Genomic DNA, 20446 nt, shown 5'->3' on the forward strand with positions numbered 1-20446 from the left:
TCGTTCGCAGCAAGGGACCGGTGTCGGGCCCGCTTGACAGGCGCGCGGCCCGCTCGCGCTCGGCTTCGGCACCGATCGCATTCATGCCCACCATCGCGGTGCCGATGCCGTCCTGGATCCGGTGCAGCGCATCGTTGTCGCGGCCGCGCGTGAGACCCGCGAGCAGCTCGGTGAAGGCGTCCGCGATCAGCTCGAGCAGCCTTGCCGCGCTGGCGCGGATCTGGCGCACCGCGCGCGAGGGCAGCACCAGGAACGAGACCAGCAATCCCGTGATTGCGCCGACCCCGACCTCGCTGACCCGATCGATTGCCGATGTCATGGGATCGGAATGATGCATCGTCGGAACCAGCAGCACGATGATGGCGGTGACCGTCGCTGCATTGAGGCTCGGGTTGATCGCGGCGACGAAGGCGAGTGGCGCGACCGCCAGCACCAGCAGGCCCAACAGGCCGGCCTCGGTCGAATAAGGGATCAGGATCGCGATGGCGCCCCCATAGATGGCGCCGCCGATGGTGCCGAGCACGTAATCGCGCGTCGCCTTCAGCGAGCGCCCGACGCTCAACTGGGTCACGATCAGCGAGGTCAGCACCGCCCAGAGCGGCAGCAGCAGATGCAGCGCGGTGGCGATCGCGTAGGCCGCGGTGGCCGCGACCGTGACCCGGATCGCCAGGCCCAGTTGCGTTCGCCGCGCCCGGACCCGGTCGAACACATCTTTTGGAAGTCCCATCGTGGAATATCCCGATCCTCTTGGAGCCTGCCAAAAGCATAGCTGATGCCCGCAGCCCATGGCCGCTTGAAAGGCCAAATCAGCCCGCCTAACTTGCGCGCCAAAACGAGGAAACACGATGGCCCACGAAACCGCAACGCTCGCTGCCTATGTCTTCAATCTGAAATACGGGGATATTCCGGCGGAAGTGCTGGATCGCGCAAAGGTGCTGACGCTGGACTTCCTGGGCAGCGCCATCCGCGCCCGCAGCGAAGCGGAATCGACCCCCTCGATCCTGAAGATGCTGGAGGCGCTCGCGCTCGACACCAGGGGCGAATCCACCGTGTTCGGCGACAGCAAGACCTGGACGCCGGCGGTCGCGGCGCTGCTCAACGGCGCGCTCGGCCATTCCCTCGACTTCGACGACACCCATGCGGACTCCTCGCTGCACCCGAGCGCGCCGGTCGTTCCGGCCGCCTTCGCCATCGGCGAGATGGTCGGCGCGTCGGGCCGCGACGTGCTGACCGCGATCGTTGCGGGCTATGAGGTCTGCTGCCGGCTCGGCAACGCGCTCGACCCGACCTCGCATTATGCGCGCGGCTTCCATCCGACCGCCACCGCTGGCACCTATGGCGCAGCAGCGGCCGCCGGAAAACTGTTCGGCCTGTCCGAGCAACAGCTCATCGCCGCCTTCGGCGTCGCCGGCAGCCAGGCCGCGGGCTCGCTGCAATTCCTGGTCAATGGCGCCTGGAACAAGCGCTACCAGGTCGGAGCCGCCGCGATGAATGGCGTGATCGCCGCGACGCTGGCGCGCAACGACTTCGTCGGGGCGACGGAATCCGTGGAGGGCAAACATGGCCTGCTCGCCGGCTACACCGACGATGCGCATCCCGACAAGGCGGTCGCCGAGCTCGGCAAGACCTACGAGACCATGAAGATCGGCGTCAAACCGTATCCGAGCTGCCGCTATACCCACGCCGCGATCGACGCGCTGATCGCAATGCGGCGCGAGCACAATCTGACGCCCGATCAGGTCAAGCGGGTCGAAATCGGCCTGCATCGCAACGGCATCACGCTCACCGGCGACGCCGCGACCAAGCGCCACCCGACCTCGATCGTCGGCGGCCAGTTCTCGATGTTCTTCACCGGCGCGCTCGCGCTCGACCAGGGCTCATTTGGCTGGGACGACTACAATCGTCTTGGCGACGCCGCCATCGACGCACTCGCCGACAAGTTCGACGTAGTGCAGGACGATCGCCTCGAAATCGGCCGCACCCACCCCTTTGGCGCGCGCGTGAGTATCACGACGGACGACGGCGTGCATGAGCGGCTCTACGCCGATCCCTCGGGGGAGCCGACCTCGTTCCCGGATGCACAGGCGATGCAGCAAAAATTCTTGACGCTGGCACGCCCGGTGCTGAATGCGCGCGCGGAGAAATTCGCAGACGCGATCATGACGCTGGAGCGGTTCGATCGCGTGGCAAAGGCGACGGAGCTGGGAAGGTAAAGCACCTCAATCCATCCCCGCCACCTTCCCTTTAGCGCGCGTTGCCGCAATCACATCCCGCACCAGATCAAACACACCGTCCGCTTCCGGCGGTGAGTTCGGCGAACGGCCGAGCCGCACGATCACGAGTCGTTCCGACGGAATCACGATTGTATACTGCCCGATCGTGCCCTTGGCGAAGAAGGCATCGCGCGGCCAGCCGTGATCGACGCGAAAGGTCGCGCCAAAGCTGTCGCCCTGGTTGGTCCAGAATCCGGCGCCGATACCGACCCAGGCATTGGGCGTCGCCGACGCCGAGTAATTCACCCAGCCCTCGGGCAGGATGCGCCGGCCGCCGGCGACGCCGTCGTCGAGATAGAGCTGGCCGAAACGCGCCCAGTCGCGCGCGGATGCGAGCATCTCGCTCGACCCCTCGATCGTGCCGGCGCCGTCGAGCTGGAGCGTGACGTGTCGCATGCCGAGCGGCGCGAACAATTCGCGGCGCGCGAAGGCAAGCGCATCGGCGGGATTGCCGCCGGCGGCGTTGCGGATCAGATGCGCGAGCATGATGGTGTTGCCATCGTGATAATTCCACACGGTGCCCGGCGCGGTCGCAAGCGGCATGCTCGCTGCATAGGCGGCCATGTCGGCCTCCACGAATTTCATGCGATTGACCGGCTCGAAGGCGGAGCCAAGCGAGGCCTGAAGCGAGCTGCCGAGCGCCAGGCCCGCGGTGTGGCGCAGCAATTGATCGACGGTGATGGCGTGACGCGGATCGTCCGGATTTGTCCAGGCGGCGACCGGTGCGGGCCCGTCGAGCTTCAGTCGGCCCTGGCGCACGAGGATCCCGGTGAGAGCCGAGATCACGGACTTGGTCATGGAGAAGCCGAGCAGCGGCGTCTCCGGTCCGATGCCGTCCGCATAGCGCTCCGCGATGATGCGGCCCGACTTCATGACGACGATTGCGCGGGTGCGGCGGAATGGCGGCGATGGCGGCTCAGCGAAGGCGCGATCGAGTGCGGCTGACAGCTCCGGGCTCTGTGGCGACACGACCGCGGGCCCGGCGATCTCGGGCAGCAACGCCGGCTGCCTGTCATCCGGCGGCAACGTGACGTCGGTGATCCCTCCGCCGTGCTCGAGCGTGCAGCCGAGTCCCTCGCGATAGACGGCGTGGCTGCGACCGATGCCGAACAGCGTCACCGTAACATCCTTGCGCGCGCGATCGACCCGATAGTCCATCGCCCAGGCGAACAGACTTGCGCCCGGCATCGCATCAATGGTCTCCGTCAGGTTAGGCCTGATATCGAGGCCCGAGACAAACGTCTCCGCGCAGAGCACGTCGGCGATGAAGCCGGTGACGACCTTGGGCACGTCATGGGCGCGAACCGTGCCGAGCGCGAGGCCGGCAAAGACGATGGCGATGGTGAGAAGGACGATCTTGCGGCGGCGGGTCACGGGCTTGCTCCGGCTTGAGGCGTGTGCCGGAGACGAAGCGGCATTCACGCGATGCCCGCTCGCCGGATTTGGAAAACGGCAGAGCCGAAAGCAGCGAGACGCTCGCCGATTCCAAAATAACCTTGATATTACAGCGTGCTAAAGATTAGACGGCATTCACCTTCAGCCGCCGGTACTCCGTCGGCGTCACGCCGGTCACGGCCTTGAAGGCGCGGTTGAAGGGGCCTAGCGACTGGAAGCCAGAATCCATCGCGATGGTGATGACGGGGACCTTGGCCTGGGCGGGATCGGCGAGGGCTGCCTTGGCCTCTTCGATCCGGTGGTTGTTCAGGAACACATTGAAATTGCGGTAGCCGAGCCCCTGGTTGATCAGCCGGCGCAGCCGGTATTCGGGAATCTTCAGCCGGCCCGCCAGCACGCCGATGCTGATGTTCTCCTGGCGATAGATCCGTTCGTCCGCCATCAGCCGCATCAGGGCGTCGATGAGCTTTTGGTCGGGGGCATCCTCGCCGACAGGCTGGCTCGCCGCGATCGCGGGCGCCGCTTCCGCGGCGGCTGGAAACAGGTCGGCGCCATCGACGCGCATCATCGCATAGGCGATGGCCGCGACAATGCCGGCGAGCACGCCTGTATTGACGGTGTTGGCGACGTCGCCGACGTCACTGCCGACGACAAGGATCTGGAGCACCGCGTTCAATCCGCCATAGAGCGCGGCAGCACAGACAATGAAGATACGGACGCGGCGGCGGCGCTCGACCAGATCGGCTGACCATGAGGCGATCGTCTGCACGATCGCGAGCGCAATGAAGCCGAGCACGATCAGGTTCACCGCGGTGACGGCGACCCGGACATGTCCGCCGGGTGCGATCCAGAGACAGCTGACGAAGCTGAAGGCTGCCACCAACGCCCAGGTCAATCCGTGCCACCGGCGCAGGCGAAACTCATCGTCGAACAGCGCGCGCGTGAACAGCCAGAACACCACGATATTGCCGGTCGACAACGCGATCAGCGGCGCATGCCATGCCGGTACCAGCGATGATGTTCCGACAGAATAGCTCACAGCATGCGCGGCCGAGCCGAGCGCAAAGGCCGCACCGAGCCGGGCTGCCAGCACATTGCGGAAATCCGAGAGTAATGACGCTGCCAACACCAGCAGCAGCGCCACGGCGGCGGCGCGAAAGGCGAGCTCGGCTGCGGCTGGGGTCATCGGGTGTTGCGATGGGTCGCGGTTGACATCAGCCGAACATCCTTCGTCAGGCGTATGTTTTCAAGCACCATCCGCACCACAGCTGTCATCGTCCGGCTTGACCGGACGATCCAGTACTCCGAGACGGCCATGATTGAACGGATAGGCCGCCGCGTACTGGATGCCCCGCCTTCGCGGGGCATAACAGCGGGCTTAGCCGCGACGCTGGCGCGGAATCCTGCTAGTATCGAGCCCAAGCAATTTAGACGGAGTTTTACCATGAGCTGGCAACCCTCGAACGATCCCGTGCTCGGCGATCCCATGTCCTGCGATGCGCTCGATCTCGTCATCGTGCCGCGCACGCGCGATCTCGGCGACGGCTTCGCGGTGCGGCGCGCGTTGCCGCACGGCAAGCGGCAGATGGTCGGGCCCTTCATCTTCTTCGACCATTTCGGGCCGGTGCAGTTCGTCTCCGGCAAGGGCATGGACGTGCGGCCGCACCCGCATATCGGGCTTGCCACGGTCACCTATCTGTTCGACGGCGCGATCATGCATCGCGACAGTGAGGGCAACATCCAGGAGATCCAGCCTGGCGCGATGAATTTGATGACGGCCGGCCGCGGCATCGCGCATTCCGAGCGCACGCCGGATGTGCAGCGCGCCTCGGGGCAGAAGATGCTGGGCCTGCAAAGCTGGATCGCGCTGCCGGCCGGATCGGAAGAGATCGCCCCGTCGTTCCAGCACTACGGCGCGGGTGACCTGCCGATGGTCACCGAGCGCGACTTCACCGCAAAGGTGATCGCGGGCTCGTCCTTCGGCATCACCTCACCTGTTTCGATGGTGTCGCCGTGGTTCTATACCGAGGTCACGGCGGCCGCGGGCGCGGTCGTGCCGCTCGACCCTGATCATGAGGAGCGCGCCATTTACGTGGTCGACGGCGAGGTCGAGATCGCGAACGAGCGCTACGAAGGGCCGCGACTGCTGATCTTCCGCCCGGGCGACCGCATCACGGTGAAGGCGCTCAAGGCCACGCGGATGATGTTTCTGGGCGGCGACGCCCTGGAGGGCCCGCGCCACATCTGGTGGAATTTCGTCTCCTCCAGCAAGGAGCGGATCGAGCAGGCCAAGCAGGACTGGAAAACCGGCCGCTTCGCCGCAGTTCCGCAGGAACATGAGTTCATTCCGCTGCCGGAATAGGCTAATCCGGCTTCCGGTCGCGCGATCAGGCTCGGCCGGATGTCCCGTCGCAAGGCCTTGCTCCGAAAGTTCTGCCGATGACCACCATGCTCTCCAGCGACCTGCCCCTGCCCAAGATCGGGCGCGGCAAGGTGCGCGATATCTACGCCGTCGACGACGACCGCCTGCTGCTCGTCACCACGGACCGCATCAGCGCCTTCGATGTCGTGATGGGCGAGACCATCCCGATGAAGGGCGCGGTACTGACGCAAATCAGCGCCTTCTGGTTCAACGAGCTCGAAGGCGTGGTGCCGCATCACATGATCAGCGCCGACACCGACGAGATCATCGCCGCCGTGCCGGCCTTGAAGCCGCATCGTGCCGAGATTCTCGGCCGCGCCATGCTGTGCCGCCGGACCACGGTGTTTCCGATCGAATGCGTGATCCGCGGTTATCTCTCGGGCTCGGCCTGGAAGGAATATGCAGCAAGCGGAACGCTGGCCGGCGAGAAGCTGAAGGCGGGACTTGTCGAGAGCGAGAAGCTGGAGCCCTCGATCTTCAGCCCGGCGACCAAGGCCGAGACCGGCCATGACGAGAACATTACCATCGCAAAAATGCGCGAGGTCGTCGGCGACGAGACGGCCTACACGCTCGAGAGCATGACGCGCGCGATCTACACGCTCGGCGAGGAGCTCGCCCGCGAACAGGGCATTATCATCGCCGACACCAAGTTCGAATTCGGCCGCGACAAGGACGGCCGCATCATCCTGATCGACGAAGTCATGACGCCGGATAGTTCGCGCTTCTGGGCCGTCGATGCCTACAAACCCGGCCAGCCGCAGGCGAGCTTCGACAAGCAGCCCTTGCGCGACTATCTCGATGTCGAGCGCCGCGCCGGCCGCTGGAACGGCGACGCCCCGCCGCCGCCTTTGCCCGCAAGCGTGGTGGACGCGACCAGCAAGCGGTATCTGGAAGCATATCGCCGCGTGACGGGAAGCGAACTCAAGATCTAGTGCAGGCCCTTAGCGTCGTCCTGGACCAGCGAACGAAGTGAGCGCCGATCCAGGACCCATTACCACCGGGCGCGGTTTGGCGAAGACTGTGGCCGTCACCTCGCGGCACGACTCCTCCCTGGGATAATGGGTCCTGGCTTTCGCCAGGACGACACCGAATGGCGGGCGCTTCGGTTTCTTCCATCCGGCTTGCAAGAATCTTGTTGCGCTAAGTCTCCAGTCGTCTACCTCTCGGAGGGGAATACTCAGCGAGTGGCACGGCGTGACAGATCCAGCGATTGGCTTCACTCCGTCGACCGGGCTCAATCCGGCCCTCAAGCGCGCGCTGAACGATATATTGGGCGGGAGCGCCGCCAGCGTCCTGACCGTCACGTTCGGACTGTCCTACGCGCTGCTGATCTTCGCGGGGCCGTTGTCGCCCTATCTGTCCTACGGCATCACGGCCACTTTCGTCAGCTCCGCGGTGCTTGCGGCCGTCGTCGGGCTCGGCAGCTCGCTGCCCTTCGCGATTGCAGCCCCCGACAGCTCGACCGCCGCGGTGACGGGTATCCTGGCGGCCTCGGTGGTCGAACGCATCGAGACGGCGAACCTGTCGACGCCGTTGCTGTCCCCTATCCTGATCACGCTCGGCCTGTCGACGATGCTGACAGGATTGGTGCTGTGTGGACTGGGCCTGACGCGGCTTGGCCGCGCCATCCGTTACGTGCCTTATCCGGTGGTCGGCGGCTTCCTCGGCGCCACCGGACTTCTCATCGTCATGGGTGCGGTCCGGGTGATCACCGACCATCCGCTGCAGTTCACGACGCTGTCGCACTTCGCCGACCGCACCATCCTGCTGGAGCTCGGTGCCGCCTGCGCGATGGCGCTGGTGCTGTATCTCACCTGGCACCGCTCGCGCAGCCCGTTCGGACTGCCGATCATCCTGGTCGGCGGCGTGCTCACCGCGCATCTGGCGTTCTGGATCACCGGCGTTTCCTTCGATGAGGCGCGCACATTGGGCTGGACCTTTCAGCCACCGCCGCAAGCGGTCTTCATGCTGCCCTGGCATACCGACGATCTCGCCCGCTATCCCTGGTTTGCCATACCGGACCTGCTTGGCAATGTCGTCGCCGTCATCTTCGTCACGGCCTCCAGCACGCTGTTCAACACCACCGGCATCGAGGTGGCCACGCATCGCGAAGCCAATCTGGAGTGTGAGCTGAACGTCACCGGCGCCGCCAACATCCTGACCGGCATGCTGGGCGGCTACCCCGGTTGCAGCTCGACCAGCCGCTCGATGCTCAATTTCAGCAGCGGCGGCCGCGGGCGACTGTCCGGCCTCACCGCCGCAGCGCTGTCGCTGCTGGTGCTTGCCGTCGCACCCGAGCTGCTCGGCTTCATCCCCAAATGCGTGCTCGGCGGGCTGTTGCTCTATCTCGGCGCCGACCAGTTGCACAAATGGATCATCGAGTCGCGCAAGCGGCTGTCGAAGCTCGAATATCTCTCGCTGATCGCCATCATCGCGATCATCGTGGCCTGGGGTTTCGTTCCGGGCATCCTGATCGGCGTCATCATCGGCTGCGCGACGTTTGCGTTCAGCGCCGCGCGGGTCGAGTCGATCAAATACAGTTTCGACGGCTCGGAGTACCGCTCCTCGCTCGACCGCTCGCGCGACGACCAGGACGTGCTGCTTGCCCACGGGGGCAAGATCCAGGGCCTCAATCTCCAGAGCTATCTCTTCTTCGGCTCCGCCAACCGGCTCTACCAGCACGTCAAGCAGCTGCTGCAGGAACGCCCCGAGTGCCGCTATCTGCTGTTTGACTTCAAGCTCGTCACCGGCGTGGATTCATCGGCTGCCTATAGTTTCGCCCAGATCAAGCGCAGCGCCGGCGATCTCGGAGTCGAGCTGATCCTGGTGCATCTGTCGGCTGCGGCCGAGAAGGTGCTGCGCTCCAGCGACTTCGTCGGCGAGGGCGTCACCATCATCCCCGAGCTCGATCGCGCGCTGGAATGGTGCGAGAACGAGCTCATCTCGCAGCATCAGGAGCTGGCGCAGGAAGAAGCCAGCCTGCGTGACTGGTTCACGCGAATGCTCGGCAGCGAAGACGGCGCCGACGAGCTGATCCGCCGCTGCCAGCGCATCGAGGTCGAAGCCGGCGAGGTCATCGTGCAGGCCGGCGCCCCCGCCGATTCCATGCATTTCATCCTCGACGGCCGCGTCGGCATCATGATCCCGGCCGATCACGACCGCACCACACGCGTGCGCAGCCTCGGCCGTTACACCACGATCGGCGAGATGGGGCTGGTGTCACAGACACCGCGCAGCGCGACCATCCAGGCCGAGGTCGACAGCGTGCTCTACGTGCTGAATACGCACCAGTTCGACGCCATCAAGACCGAGGATCCAGCGCTCAGCCACAAGCTGCTGACCTATTTCGTGTCGGCCATGGCGGAGCGGCTGACCTTTGCGAACCGCACGATCGCGGTGCTCAGGCGGTAGCCCTCGCATCCAGAAACGTTCTGCAATGTGCTACGAACAAATCCGGGTATTGGAAAGGTGCGCCGTGTCCGGAGTCGGGATACAGGATGAGCTGCGCATCACTCATCGCCTTGAACATGTTGTAGGCGTTGATGCTCGGGAACATTGAATCGTCGCTGCCGTGAACAATCAAGGTGGGCTGCGCGATTGCGCGGAGGATGGACGCCTCGTCCTTGCGGGCACACCAGGTGATGATCGCCTTCGCCTGAGGTTCGCTCACACTGTCTCCGCTTTCGGGATCCCGGTCCTGTGCGCGCGCAGTCCTCGCGCGATAAAGCCCCTACCGGCGCGCTGGCTGGCCTCGGAGGGCGTAAAGAACAGCGGCAGCCTGACATCGGCAGCCCCACGGGCAAAGGCGTCGTTGACGACGGCCATCAGATGCTCCTCGCCGCCGCGCGGCGCCGCTCCCGCCACGATCATCTTGCGGACGAGCCCCGTCCCCCGGGCAGCGAGCACCTGAGCGATCATGCCACCGAGCGAGAAGCCGAGAAGATCGACCTCACCGAGATCGAGCGCCCTGATGAAAGTTTCGGCATCCGCCGCCATCCGCTCGACGTTGTCCGGCGTCGCGCCGGAGCTCGTGCCGACGCCCGCATTGTTAAAAACGATGACCGGCCTGGTTTCCGCGAGCCGGTTCACCACGGCCGGATCCCAGGAATCCATGTTGCCTGTGAAATGCTGAAGCAGGACCAGTGGCATACCCTTTGCCGGGTCGAGGCGCCTGAAGGCAAAGCGCATACCGCCGGCCTCGATGAATTCCGTTCGCGCCGTTTCAAGGGACATGCCTTTTCCTTTTTCTTGAAGTGCACGGATGGCTGCTGGCACGACGGCGAGCACTCCATATATGACGCTCGCCATATGTATGTCGTCTTCCCGCGCTCGAGGGTGGAGACGTATCAGCCGGCTTACGGCATCGACAGGACGTAGATGCCATCATTTCGGCCATCGAATTGGCGAGGGGAGCAGGCGCACAAACAGGTGGTCCGTCGCATCCAGGAGTCATCATGAGAATCGGCTTGGTTCTGTCTCCGAGCTTCCAGGCCGTCTGTTTCGGCGCCGTCGCCGCTTTCGACGTGGCGAACAAGCAGGCTGGAGAAAAAATCTACGATGTTCGTGCGTTCTCGGAAGACGGCGGGCTGGTCACCTCGTCTGCTGGGATGCAAGTCATGACGGAGCCTTTCGATCAGGCCGCTTTCGACACCCTCATCGTCGCGGCGGGCCTCGACATTCCAACCTCATCACCCGGCCTCGTCCGGCTGCTTCGCGCAGCGGCCCGGAATGCGCGGCGGGTTTCGTCGATCTGTCTCGGCTCGTTCGTGCTCGGTGACGCCGGGCTGTTGAACGGGCGGCGAGCGACCACGCATTGGCGCTACGCACAGGAGATGCAGGCCAGATTCCCGGGTTGCAATGTGGACGCCGACAAGATCTTCATTGCCGACGGCCAGATCTGGACGTCTGCCGGCATGAGCGCCGGCACCGACATGGTCGTCGGCATGATCGAACGAGATCTCGGTGCCGAGAGGGCTCGCTCCGTGGCCAAAGGCATGGTCATGTACCACAGCCGCCCCGGCGGACAATCGCAGCATTCGGTTTTGCTGGAGGTGGGAACGAGCGAAGACAGGATCCAGAAGGCCCTGAACTACGCCCGGCAAAACCTGCGCGAGAGCCTCACGATCGAAGATTTGGCCCGCGCCGCCTGTCTCAGCCCGCGGCAATTCACGCGACTCTTCCGCTCGGCGACCGGCACGACGCCGGCCAAGGCCGTCGAAGCCTTGCGCCTCGAATCCGCGAAGCTGATGCTGGAGCAGACTCGTTTGCCGATCGAGGTCGTGGCGCGCGAGACCGGCTTTGCGACCCGTGAGCGCATGCGACAGGCTTTTGTCCGCGTGCATGGCGAGGCGCCGCGGACCTTCCGCAAGGAGGCTGGGCCACTCGCCATGCTCTGACGTGCCTCAAATCAGCTCAGCCGGATATTGGACAGATCGATCGAGACGACCAGCGGCTCGGTGCTGAAGCTGCCGTCGGGTTGCCGTGCATAAATGCGACGCTTGGTCGGAAACCGGATGCCCGAGACCTCGACATAGCCATCGATCAGATGCGCGCCGGGCGTATTGCCGGCGATCTCCACGTCGTAATCGTGCCGCTTCAAGAGTCCGTCCGCATCGAAATAGAGCGTCTGCACCGCGCTGTGCGTTGCGATGTCATTTGGAAAACGGACCGCAAGACGGCGCCACAGCCCGTCATTCGTACGCACCGGCTCCAGCTCTTCTGCCTCGACTCCCGGCCAGGCGAGCACGAACGGGGTGTTGAGGTAAGTCCACATGGCGCAGCCGGCGAAATAGGCGAGCTGGAGATCGGTCCACGGCGTTTGCAGAGTATGACCTGCAAAGCTGCTGCGCGGGTCACGAAGCTCGTCGAGCACCGTGCCGTCGGCCGCTTCGAGGGCGACCCGCCCCGGCTCGAACCGCGAACGGCGGCGCTCGGCGCCGAAGGGCGAGTGGGACGCCCATTCCTGGCGCAGACCAACCGTCACGGTGGTCTGCTGAAGCGTCTCAGGCTCCCCTTTCAAGGACCACAACACGCCCCCCTGCTGAAGGTCGGCCGCGACCTGCTCGAACTGGTTCCAGCGCTGAAGCCCACCATGGGCTTCGATCGCCAGCTCACTTAGTTTGGTCATCACGTTCTCCTGCGTAGGGGCCGTTGCATTGAGCCCTGCTGCAGAGAACGTTAGGCCCTCACGGGAGGACGGCGAACGCCGTAGATGCCGCGTTTCAGGCCACGGCGACCAGCAGCTAAACCCCCGCCATCATCACATATTTGATCTCGACATATTCTTCCATGCCGTGATGCGAGCCTTCGCGGCCGAGGCCGCTTTCCTTGACGCCGCCGAAGGGCGCCACTTCGGTGGTGATCAGGCCGGTGTTGACGCCGACCATGCCGGATTCCAGCGCCTCGGCGACACGCCAGACGCGGCCGAGATCGCGGGAGTAGAAGTAGGAGGCGAGCCCGAACGGCGAGGCGTTGCACATCGCGATGACGTCGGCCTCGTCCTTGAAGCGGATCACCGGTGCGAGCGGGCCGAAGGTTTCCTCCTGCGCCACCAGCGAGTCCGGCTCGACGTCGGCAAGCACCGTCGGCTCGAAGAACGAACGCCCGAGCTCGCTGCGCTTGCCGCCGGTGACGATCCTGGCGCCGCGCTTGACGGCGTCCGCGATATGGCGCTCGACCTTGTCGACCGCTTTCAAATTGATCAGTGGGCCCTGCGTGACGCCGTTCTCGGTACCGTCACCGATCTTCATCGCCGCGACTTTCTTCGACAGCTTCTGCACGAACTCGTCGTAGATCTTGTCCTGGGCGTAGATGCGGTTGGCGCAGACGCAGGTCTGGCCCATGTTGCGGTATTTCGAGACGATCGCGCCGTCGACCGCCGCATCGATGTCGGCGTCGTCGAACACCACGAACGGCGCGTTGCCGCCGAGCTCGAGGCCGAGCCGCTTCACGCCGACGGAGGCCTGCCGGTAGAGAATCTTGCCGACCGCGGTCGAGCCGGTGAAGCCGACGAAACGCACGGCCGGATGCTCGCACAACACCTTGCCGATCGGCGCTGCATCGCCCGTGACGATGTTGAACACACCCTTGGGCACGCCGGCTCTCTCCGCGAGCGCGGCAAGCGCCAGCGCCGACAGCGGCGTTTCATTGGCGGGCTTCAGCACCACGGTGCACCCGGCCGCAAGCGCCGGCGAAACCTTTCGTGTGATCATCGAGTTCGGGAAATTCCACGGCGTGATCGCGCCGCAGACGCCGATCGGCTGCTTGATCGCGAGCAAGCGCGCATCCGGCCGCTGCGTCGGAATCGTCTCGCCATAGACGCGGCGGGCCTCCTCGGCGAAAAATTCGACATAGGCGCCGCCGATGTCGACCTCGCCGAGCGCTTCGGCGAGCGGCTTGCCCTGCTCGGAGGTGAGGATCAGCGCGAGGTCCTCGCGATTGGCGATGATCAGCTCGAACCATTTGCGCAAAATATTGGAGCGCTGCTTGGCGGTGTGCTTGGCCCAGCCCGGGAACGCGCGCTCGGCGGCCTCGACCGCCCTGGTGGCGTCATCGGCCGAAAGCTGCGGAACCTTTGCAAGCTCGATGCCGGTTGCGGGATTGTTGACGGCGAAGACCGGCGAGCCGACCCAGGTGCCGTCGATGTAACAGGCCTCCTTCAGCAGCGACGGGTCCTTCAACCGGTCGCGCAGATTGGACGTGGCGTGCTGGGCACGTGCGGCGGCGGTCGGGGTCATGGCGTTGCTCCTGCGGGGCTTTTGCGGGCTGTTCCGGTTCGGCCGGAATATAGGGAGACGCGGCGCGCAATGCACCGTCCCGCAACGCACATCTGCTGGGAGCCAGGCTCGGAGCGGCGGAGTTACGCCGCGCCGCTCAGATAGGTCTCGCGCCGCCCGATCATGCGCTCGGCGGCGGCCTTGGCGTCGGCCTTCGAGGAGGTTGCGCAGGTCCGGTATTCGAGATCAGGAACGTCGGACGCGTTGCGGCGGCCGAACCAGGACTTTGAACCGACCGGCAGCAGCGCCAGCGCCTGTGCCAGATTGTCGACAGCGCCGAAGGAATAAAGTGCGCCGGTGCCGGCGATGCGGACCTCGTAGATGCCGGGCGCGATCGGCGCTTCGAGATTCTCGCCCCGTCCGGGACGGGGATAGCGCTTCCATTCGCTCCAGGTCGAAATCATCTGAGGTCCCCCCTCGCGGCCGGTGGGCGGCCGCCAATTTGCATCAAGTCTTAACGTCGACCGTCGATCGGCCGAGAGCTGAACGCCGCAGCTCACAAAATGTTTCAAGTGCTTCAAACAGTCGAAACATCTCGCCAGCACCCATCCACGGTCACGGCTGGTTGCGGCCATCCACCACAGATTGTGACGGAGTGTTGCAGGTCAGCCGCCTTGTCGTCGTGCGAGGGGAGCCGACCGTCAAGTCACGACATCGCGACCGCGGCAGGTACGCGGATGTGCTTGCCGCGCGGCGCACGCGGGAGGACAATCGATCGCTTCCAACAATAATCAAACCGGAGGAAACGCGGATGCAAGGCAAAGCTGAGATCGACGAGATTCTGCGCCAGAAGAGCGAGGCCAGGGAGATTCCCGGCGTCGTCGCCATCGCCGCCAGCGGTACCGAGGTGCTGTATCAGGGCGCGTTCGGCAAACGCGACCTGTCCAAGCCGGATGCGATGACCGCCGACAGCGTGTTCTGGATCGCATCGATGACGAAGGCGGTGACATCAGCGGGCGCGATGCAGCTCGTCGAGCAAGGCAAGCTGTCGCTGGATGCGCCGATCGGCGAGGTGTTGCCCGATCTCGCCAAGCCGCAGGTGCTCGAAGGTTTCGATGCCAAGGGCGAAGCCAAGCTGCGGCCGGCCAAGGGGCCGATCACGCTGCGCCAGCTCATGACCCACACCGCCGGCTTTGCCTACAACATGTGGAACGGCGATCTCGCGATCCATCTCGAGAAATCCGGCATCCCCGCCATCACCACCTGCCAGAACGCGGCGTTGAAGACGCCGGTTATGACCGACCCCGGCACGCGCTGGGAATACGGCACCAATATCGATTTCGTCGGCAAGGCGGTGGAAGCCGTCAGCGGCAAGCGCCTCGATGCCTATCTGCGCGACAATCTGTTCGCACCGCTCGGCATGAGCGATACCGCTTTCAAGATCACCGACGACATGCGCAAGCGTCTGGTCGGCATGCATGCGCGCGGCGAGGATGGCCAGCTCGCCGCGATCCCGTTCGAGCTCGAGCAGGAGCCGGAATTCCACATGGGCGGCGGCGGCCTTTATTCGACCGCGGCCGACTACATCAAGTTTACCCAGATGATCCTGAACAAGGGCCGCGGCAACGGCAATCAGGTGCTGAAGGCCGAGACCATCGCGACGATGGGGCAGAACCACATCGGCGACCTCGCCATGGGCAAGATGACCACGGCGGCGCCGATGTACACCAATGACGTCGATCTCTATCCGGAGCAGGTGAAGAAGTGGGGCCTCAGCTTCATGATCAACACCGCCAAGACCGCCGAGGGCCGCAGCGCGGGCAGCCTCGCCTGGGCGGGCCTCGCCAACACCTATTACTGGATCGACCCGGCGCGCGACGTCACCGGCGTGATCCTGATGCAGCTGCTGCCATTCGCCGACGCAAAGTGTCTCGAGGCTTTTGCCGGCTTCGAGCGCGGCGTCTATGCCGGGCTCGATGCGGGAAGCGGGCAGAAGGCGGCGTGAGGCGCGCCTGACTCTCACGACGCGTCACGGCCGGGCTTGTTGTCCCGGCCGTGCACGCAGCTGACTGGAGGACACGATCTTGGCAGACAAAGCCGACAGTTACGTTTGCGGCACCTCCGACACGCCGCTGCTCGGCGACACCATCGGGCGCAGCCTCGATCAGGCCGCGCGGCGCTGGAGCGATCGTGAGGCGCTGGTCTCGCCCAGCCACGGCGTGAGATGGAAATGGGGAGAGTTTGCCCAGCGGGTCGACGCGCTCGCCGCCGGCTTTGTCGCGCTCGGCCTCGAACGCGGCGCGCGGATCGGCATCTGGTCGCTGAACCGGCCGGAATGGACACTGACCCAGTTTGCCGCCGCCAAGGCCGGCCTCATCCTGGTGACGATCAATCCGGCCTACCGGCTGAGCGAGCTGGAATTCGCGCTTCACAAGGTCGGATGCAGCGCCATCGTCACCGCGACGGCATTCAAGACCAGCAACTACATGGACATGCTCAACACGCTGTTGCCGGAGCTCGCGAGCGCCAAGCCCGGGCAATTGCGCGCGGCGCGGCTGCCGGCCTTGCGCATCGTGATCCAGATCGGCGGCCCCGCCTGCCCGGGCACGGTCCCGTTCGACGAGGTCGCCGGCATGGGCGGTACCCTGCATCGCGAACAGCTCGCCGCGCTCAGTGCCTCGCTGCAATTCGACGATGCCGTCAACATCCAGTTCACCAGCGGAACGACGGGATCGCCCAAGGGCGTGACGCTGACCCATCACAACATTCTCAACAACGGCTATTTCGTCGGCCGCGCCATGCGCCTGACCGAACAGGACCGCATCTGCATTCCGGTGCCGCTCTATCATTGCTTCGGCATGGTGATGGGCAACCTCGCCTCCGTCACGCTCGGCGCAACGATGGTCTATCCCGGCGAGGGGTTTGATCCGCTCGCAACGCTGCGGACGATCGAGCAGGAAAAATGCACCGCGCTGTACGGTGTGCCGACCATGTTCATCGCCGAACTCGACCACGGCGAATTCTCAAACTTCGATCTGACATCGCTGCGCACCGGCATCATGGCCGGTGCACCCTGCCCGATCGAGGTGATGAAGCGCGTCAACAGCGAGATGAACATGGGCGAGGTCACGATCGCCTATGGCATGACCGAGACGAGCCCGGTCAGCTTCCAAAGCGCCGTCGACGACCCGCTCGATCGCCGCGTCTCGACGGTCGGGCGAATCCATCCGCATGTCGAGGTCAAGGTCGTCGATCTCGAGGGCAAGATCGTCAAGCGCGGCGAACGGGGCGAGCTCTGCACCCGCGGCTACAGCGTGATGCTGGGCTACTGGGAGGAGCCGGAGAAGACCGCGGATGTGCTCGACGCCAACGGCTGGATGCATACCGGCGACATCGCCATCATCGACGACCAGGGTTATTGCAACATCGTCGGCCGCATCAAGGACATGGTGATCCGCGGCGGCGAGAACCTCTATCCCCGCGAGATCGAGGAATTTCTCTACCGCCATCCCAAGATTCAGGACGTGCAGATCTTTGGCGTTGCGGATACCCGCTACGGCGAGGAGCTCTGCGCCTGGATCCGCGTCAGGCCCGGCGAGACGCTGACGAAGGAAGAGGTGCGCACCTTCTGCGACGGCCAGATCGCCCACAACAAGATTCCGCGGTACGTGGAATTCGTCGACGAGTTTCCGATGACCGTGACCGGAAAGGTCCAGAAATTCCTGATGCGCGACGACGTGGAGCAACGGCTTGGACTGAAAGCCGCGAAGACGGCGTGAGCCGCAGCTGTCATTCCCCGCGAAGGCGGGGAATCCAGTACGCCGAAGCTTCTCGATTGAATCACGACCGTCTCGGAGTACTGGATCGCCCGGCCAAGCCGGGCGATGACAGCGAGGATGAGGCTATTCCACCTTAAGACGTCAGCCCGCGCTGCCCGGCGAGCTCCTTCAGCGACACCTGTGGACGCGCGCCGATGTGCTGGATCACTTCGGCGGCCGCGAGCGCGCCGAGTTCGCCGCACTGCTTGTGGGGCAGGTTGCGCGCCAGACCGAACAGGAAGCCGGCGGCGAAGAGATCGCCGGCCCCGGTGGTGTCCACGAGTTTCGCGATCGGAGACGCCGGGGCTGCGACTGCGTCAGTTGGCGTCACCACCACGCAGCCTTTCTCGCTGCGGGTGACCACGCCGAGATTGACGTCGTTGCGCAGCTGCTTGAGCGCGGTGTCGAAGTCCGAGGTCTGGTAGAGCGAATGCAGCTCGGACTCGTTCGCGAACACGATATCGACGGTGCCGTTGCGCATCAGCCCCAGGAACTCGTCGCGATAACGATCGACGCAGAAGGAATCCGACAACGTCAGCGCCACCTTGCGCTTGGCATCATGAGCGATCTTGGCCGCCTTGACGAAGGCGTCCTTGGCGTTCTTGGGGTCCCAGAGATAGCCCTCGAGGTAGACGATGCCGGCCGCGGCGATCTCGGCCGGGTCGATGTCGGCGGGCGACAGGTCCTGCGCGGCGCCGAGATAGGTGTTCATGGTGCGCTCGCCGTCGTCAGTCACCAGGATGTAGGAGCAGCCGGTCGCAGGACCGTCCTTCGCCGCGGGCGTGTTGAAGGCGACGCCGGCCGCGCGGATGTCGTGGACGTAGAGCTTCCCGATCTGGTCGTCCTTGACCTTGCCGACATAGGCGGCGCGCGCCCCGAGGCTGCCGATGCCGACGATGGTGTTGGCGGCCGAACCGCCGGAAACTTCCGTCGCCGGGCCCATGTCCTTGTAGATGGCGGCGGCCCGCGCCTCGTCGATCAGGGACATGCTGCCCTTGGTCATGCCGTGCTTGCCCAGAAAGGCTTCGTCGGTCTTGACCAGCACGTCGAACAGCGCGTTGCCGATGCCGAGAACGTCATATTTCACGTCAGCCATTCACCTTGATCCTGTTTGGCGGATTGCGATACCCGCGGAAATCCGCTTCCTGTCGGTCTGAAATCTGGCTCGCGGCCTATCACGGCCGGCCCTTCGCGGGCAAGCAACGGTATTATGCAGTTCCGATGATCCGCTCCTTCCTGACCGTCTCGACGGGGACACTGGCTTCACGGCTGCTGGGCTTTGCACGCGATTCCCTGATCGCGGCGCTGCTCGGCACCGGCGCCGTGGCGGACGCGTTTCTGGCGGCATTTCAGCTCGTCAATGTGGTGCGGCGCCTGCTCAGCGAGGGGGCCCTGAATGCGGCGCTGATCCCGGCCTGGCTGCGCGTTCGTGACCGCGACGGCGAGGCGGCTGCCGCGGCGTTCGCGGGACGCGTGCTCAGCTCCGTGAGCGCGGGCCTGATCGCAATCTCAATCGTGATTGCACTGCTGATGCGGCTGATCATCATGATCATCGCGCCGGGCTTCGTCGGCAGCGCATCGCTCGATCTCGCCGTCCAGAATGCGCGGCTGATGCTGCCTTATCTTGCCTTCGCGGGACCCGTCACGGTGCTGATGGGCCTGCTCAACGCGCAGGGTCGCTTTGCACTCACCGCGTTCTCGCCGCTGCTGTTCAACATCGCCCTGATCGCTGCGAGCACAACACTCCTGCTGTGGCACGTCGACGCGACCGTCGCCGCGTGGATATTGGCGGCCTCCGTCGGCATCGCCGGCCTGTTGCAGCTCCTGATGCTGCTGTCGCAGCGAAGTGCGCGTCTGGCGACACCGTTGCGCGTGAGCTTCGACAAGGACATGCGCGGCTTCTTCGCCAAGGCGATCCCGGGCATGATCGCGAGCTCCGGCCCGCAATGGCTGATGGTTGCCGGCGCGATCATCGCCTCCGCCACGCCGGCCGCGGTCTCCTGGCTCTATTTCGCCAACCGCTTGATCGAGCTGCCGCTTGGCATTGTCGGCGTCGCCATGGGTACGGTGCTGGTGCCGGAGCTGACGCGCGCGGTGAGGAGCGGTCACCGTGACGCGGTTGCGTATGCGGAATCGCGTGCGCTGGAACTCGCGACCGGGCTGGCATTGCCGGCGACGCTCGGCCTGATCGTGCTGGCCGAGCCGATCGTGCGGCTGCTGTTTGAACACGGCGCCTTTGGCGCGGAGGACAGCGCGACCACGGCGCGCGCCCTGATGTGGCTGGCGCTGGGACTGCCGGCGCACGTGCTGATCAAGGCGCTGTCCCCGACCTATTTTGCCCGCAGCGACACGATGACGCCGCTGCTTGCGACCGCGAAAGGGTTCGTGGTCGCGGTCGCGCTCGCGATCCTGCTCGGTCACTTCTTCGGCGCGAGCGGGATCGCCGCCAGCATTGCCGCCGGCGCCTGGAGCAGTGCGATCTCGCTGCTCCGGAAAGGCACGCGTGAATTCGGCTTCTCGGTCGACGCCGCCGCCCGCAAGCGGCTGCCGCGAATCGTGCTCGCCGCGCTCGCCATGGGCGGCCTGCTGTGGCTGACCGCGGGCCTCTTGCCTTCACAGGCCCATGGGCTCATCCGCTTCATTGCGCTGGGATCACAGATCGCCGCCGGAATCGTCGTCTATGGCTTGCTCCTGCAAATCCTCCGCGTCGCGTCCTGGCGCGAGGCGGCCGGTGCCTTGAAGCGCCCCGCCCAGCCCGATCCCGGCGCCTGAAGTCAGCGAAATTCCCTTGACGGGGCAGCGCCGCTGTTGGAAACGACGCCC

The 20446-nt window shown here is 65.0% G+C and carries 15 protein-coding genes and 1 pseudogene; 8 read left to right on the top strand and 8 right to left on the bottom strand.

Translation table 11 applies throughout. The features are described from left to right. The coding region (locus tag IVB32_RS38660) for an FUSC family protein (RefSeq protein ID WP_247413079.1) at positions 1-727 on the bottom strand (727 nt) is incomplete at its 3' end. Between the two features lie 118 nt (positions 728-845). Between IVB32_RS38660 and IVB32_RS38665 the strand changes: the two genes are divergently transcribed. Continuing rightward, on the top strand, positions 846-2213 hold the full coding sequence (locus IVB32_RS38665; protein WP_018455828.1) for an MmgE/PrpD family protein: 1368 nt from the start codon (positions 846-848) through the stop codon (positions 2211-2213). 6 nt (positions 2214-2219) lie between these two features. Here IVB32_RS38665 and IVB32_RS38670 read toward each other — a convergent pair whose 3' ends face one another. Further along, positions 2220-3647, bottom strand: coding sequence for a serine hydrolase (locus IVB32_RS38670; protein WP_018455827.1), 1428 nt, complete (start codon positions 3645-3647; stop codon positions 2220-2222). Between the two features lie 145 nt (positions 3648-3792). Further along, complete coding sequence (locus IVB32_RS38675) at positions 3793-4854, bottom strand: helix-turn-helix domain-containing protein (RefSeq protein WP_018455826.1); 1062 nt, start codon at positions 4852-4854, stop codon at positions 3793-3795. A gap of 258 nt (positions 4855-5112) precedes the next feature. Here IVB32_RS38675 and IVB32_RS38680 point away from each other — a divergent pair, with 258 nt between their 5' ends. The 3 genes from IVB32_RS38680 (at position 5113) to IVB32_RS38690 (ending at position 9501) form a co-directional block, all read left to right on the top strand. After that, complete coding sequence (locus IVB32_RS38680) at positions 5113-6030, top strand: pirin family protein (protein WP_018455825.1); 918 nt, start codon at positions 5113-5115, stop codon at positions 6028-6030. A gap of 77 nt (positions 6031-6107) precedes the next feature. Then, on the top strand, positions 6108-7022 hold the full coding sequence (locus tag IVB32_RS38685) for a phosphoribosylaminoimidazolesuccinocarboxamide synthase (RefSeq protein WP_018455824.1): 915 nt from the start codon (positions 6108-6110) through the stop codon (positions 7020-7022). 262 nt (positions 7023-7284) lie between these two features. Continuing rightward, complete coding sequence (locus tag IVB32_RS38690; protein ID WP_247413080.1) at positions 7285-9501, top strand: SulP family inorganic anion transporter; 2217 nt, start codon at positions 7285-7287, stop codon at positions 9499-9501. Here IVB32_RS38690 and IVB32_RS38695 read toward each other — a convergent pair. Beyond that, positions 9491-10323: pseudogene (locus IVB32_RS38695) on the bottom strand (alpha/beta hydrolase). The gene IVB32_RS38690 and the pseudogene IVB32_RS38695 sit on opposite strands and share 11 nt — an antisense overlap. A 221-nt stretch (positions 10324-10544) precedes the next feature. Between IVB32_RS38695 and IVB32_RS38700 the strand changes: the two are divergent. Then, on the top strand, positions 10545-11486 hold the full coding sequence (locus IVB32_RS38700; RefSeq protein ID WP_018455822.1) for a GlxA family transcriptional regulator: 942 nt from the start codon (positions 10545-10547) through the stop codon (positions 11484-11486). A gap of 11 nt (positions 11487-11497) precedes the next feature. Here IVB32_RS38700 and IVB32_RS38705 read toward each other — a convergent pair whose 3' ends face one another. The 3 genes from IVB32_RS38705 to IVB32_RS38715 all read right to left on the bottom strand — a co-directional run bounded on the left by IVB32_RS38705 (position 11498) and on the right by IVB32_RS38715 (position 14269). Next, positions 11498-12217, bottom strand: coding sequence for a hypothetical protein (locus IVB32_RS38705; protein ID WP_018455821.1), 720 nt, complete (start codon positions 12215-12217; stop codon positions 11498-11500). A gap of 115 nt (positions 12218-12332) precedes the next feature. Beyond that, on the bottom strand, positions 12333-13826 hold the full coding sequence (locus IVB32_RS38710) for an NAD-dependent succinate-semialdehyde dehydrogenase (RefSeq protein WP_018455820.1): 1494 nt from the start codon (positions 13824-13826) through the stop codon (positions 12333-12335). 122 nt (positions 13827-13948) lie between these two features. Beyond that, positions 13949-14269 (bottom strand): hypothetical protein, encoded by a 321-nt coding sequence (locus tag IVB32_RS38715; RefSeq protein ID WP_007603877.1) that lies wholly within the window; start codon positions 14267-14269, stop codon positions 13949-13951. Between the two features lie 347 nt (positions 14270-14616). Between IVB32_RS38715 and IVB32_RS38720 the strand changes: the two genes are divergently transcribed. Then, on the top strand, positions 14617-15810 hold the full coding sequence (locus IVB32_RS38720; RefSeq protein WP_018455819.1) for a serine hydrolase domain-containing protein: 1194 nt from the start codon (positions 14617-14619) through the stop codon (positions 15808-15810). 79 nt (positions 15811-15889) lie between these two features. Continuing rightward, a complete protein-coding gene (locus IVB32_RS38725) occupies positions 15890-17584 on the top strand; it encodes an AMP-binding protein (protein WP_018455818.1) in 1695 nt (564 codons plus the stop codon). 133 nt (positions 17585-17717) lie between these two features. On the opposite strand, the gene IVB32_RS38730 is transcribed toward IVB32_RS38725, so the two are convergent. Then, positions 17718-18719, bottom strand: coding sequence for an adenosine kinase (locus IVB32_RS38730; RefSeq protein WP_018455817.1), 1002 nt, complete (start codon positions 18717-18719; stop codon positions 17718-17720). Between the two features lie 125 nt (positions 18720-18844). Here IVB32_RS38730 and murJ point away from each other — a divergent pair, with 125 nt between their 5' ends. Then, positions 18845-20395 (top strand): murein biosynthesis integral membrane protein MurJ, encoded by a 1551-nt coding sequence (murJ, locus tag IVB32_RS38735; RefSeq protein ID WP_026233033.1) that lies wholly within the window; start codon positions 18845-18847, stop codon positions 20393-20395. The last annotated feature ends 51 nt before the right edge of the window (positions 20396-20446 follow it).

Origin of the sequence: Bradyrhizobium sp. 23 (assembly GCF_023073295.1) — a bacterium.
Taxonomy (GTDB): domain Bacteria; phylum Pseudomonadota; class Alphaproteobacteria; order Rhizobiales; family Xanthobacteraceae; genus Bradyrhizobium; species Bradyrhizobium canariense_D.

What these genes read in the sequence shown, in the direction of transcription:
- IVB32_RS38720 (WP_018455819.1), top strand. Translation starts at nt 14,617, where the DNA reads ATGCAAGGCAAAGCTGAGATCGACGAGATTCTGCGCCAGAAGAGCGAG.
- IVB32_RS38700 (WP_018455822.1), top strand. Translation starts at nt 10,545, where the DNA reads ATGAGAATCGGCTTGGTTCTGTCTCCGAGCTTCCAGGCCGTCTGTTTC.
- IVB32_RS38730 (WP_018455817.1), bottom strand. Translation starts at nt 18,719, where the DNA reads ATGGCTGACGTGAAATATGACGTTCTCGGCATCGGCAACGCGCTGTTC.
- IVB32_RS38675 (WP_018455826.1), bottom strand. Translation starts at nt 4,854, where the DNA reads ATGACCCCAGCCGCAGCCGAGCTCGCCTTTCGCGCCGCCGCCGTGGCG.
- IVB32_RS38680 (WP_018455825.1), top strand. Translation starts at nt 5,113, where the DNA reads ATGAGCTGGCAACCCTCGAACGATCCCGTGCTCGGCGATCCCATGTCC.
- IVB32_RS38710 (WP_018455820.1), bottom strand. Translation starts at nt 13,826, where the DNA reads ATGACCCCGACCGCCGCCGCACGTGCCCAGCACGCCACGTCCAATCTG.
- IVB32_RS38715 (WP_007603877.1), bottom strand. Translation starts at nt 14,269, where the DNA reads ATGATTTCGACCTGGAGCGAATGGAAGCGCTATCCCCGTCCCGGACGG.
- IVB32_RS38705 (WP_018455821.1), bottom strand. Translation starts at nt 12,217, where the DNA reads ATGACCAAACTAAGTGAGCTGGCGATCGAAGCCCATGGTGGGCTTCAG.
- IVB32_RS38665 (WP_018455828.1), top strand. Translation starts at nt 846, where the DNA reads ATGGCCCACGAAACCGCAACGCTCGCTGCCTATGTCTTCAATCTGAAA.
- IVB32_RS38685 (WP_018455824.1), top strand. Translation starts at nt 6,108, where the DNA reads ATGACCACCATGCTCTCCAGCGACCTGCCCCTGCCCAAGATCGGGCGC.
- murJ (WP_026233033.1), top strand. Translation starts at nt 18,845, where the DNA reads ATGATCCGCTCCTTCCTGACCGTCTCGACGGGGACACTGGCTTCACGG.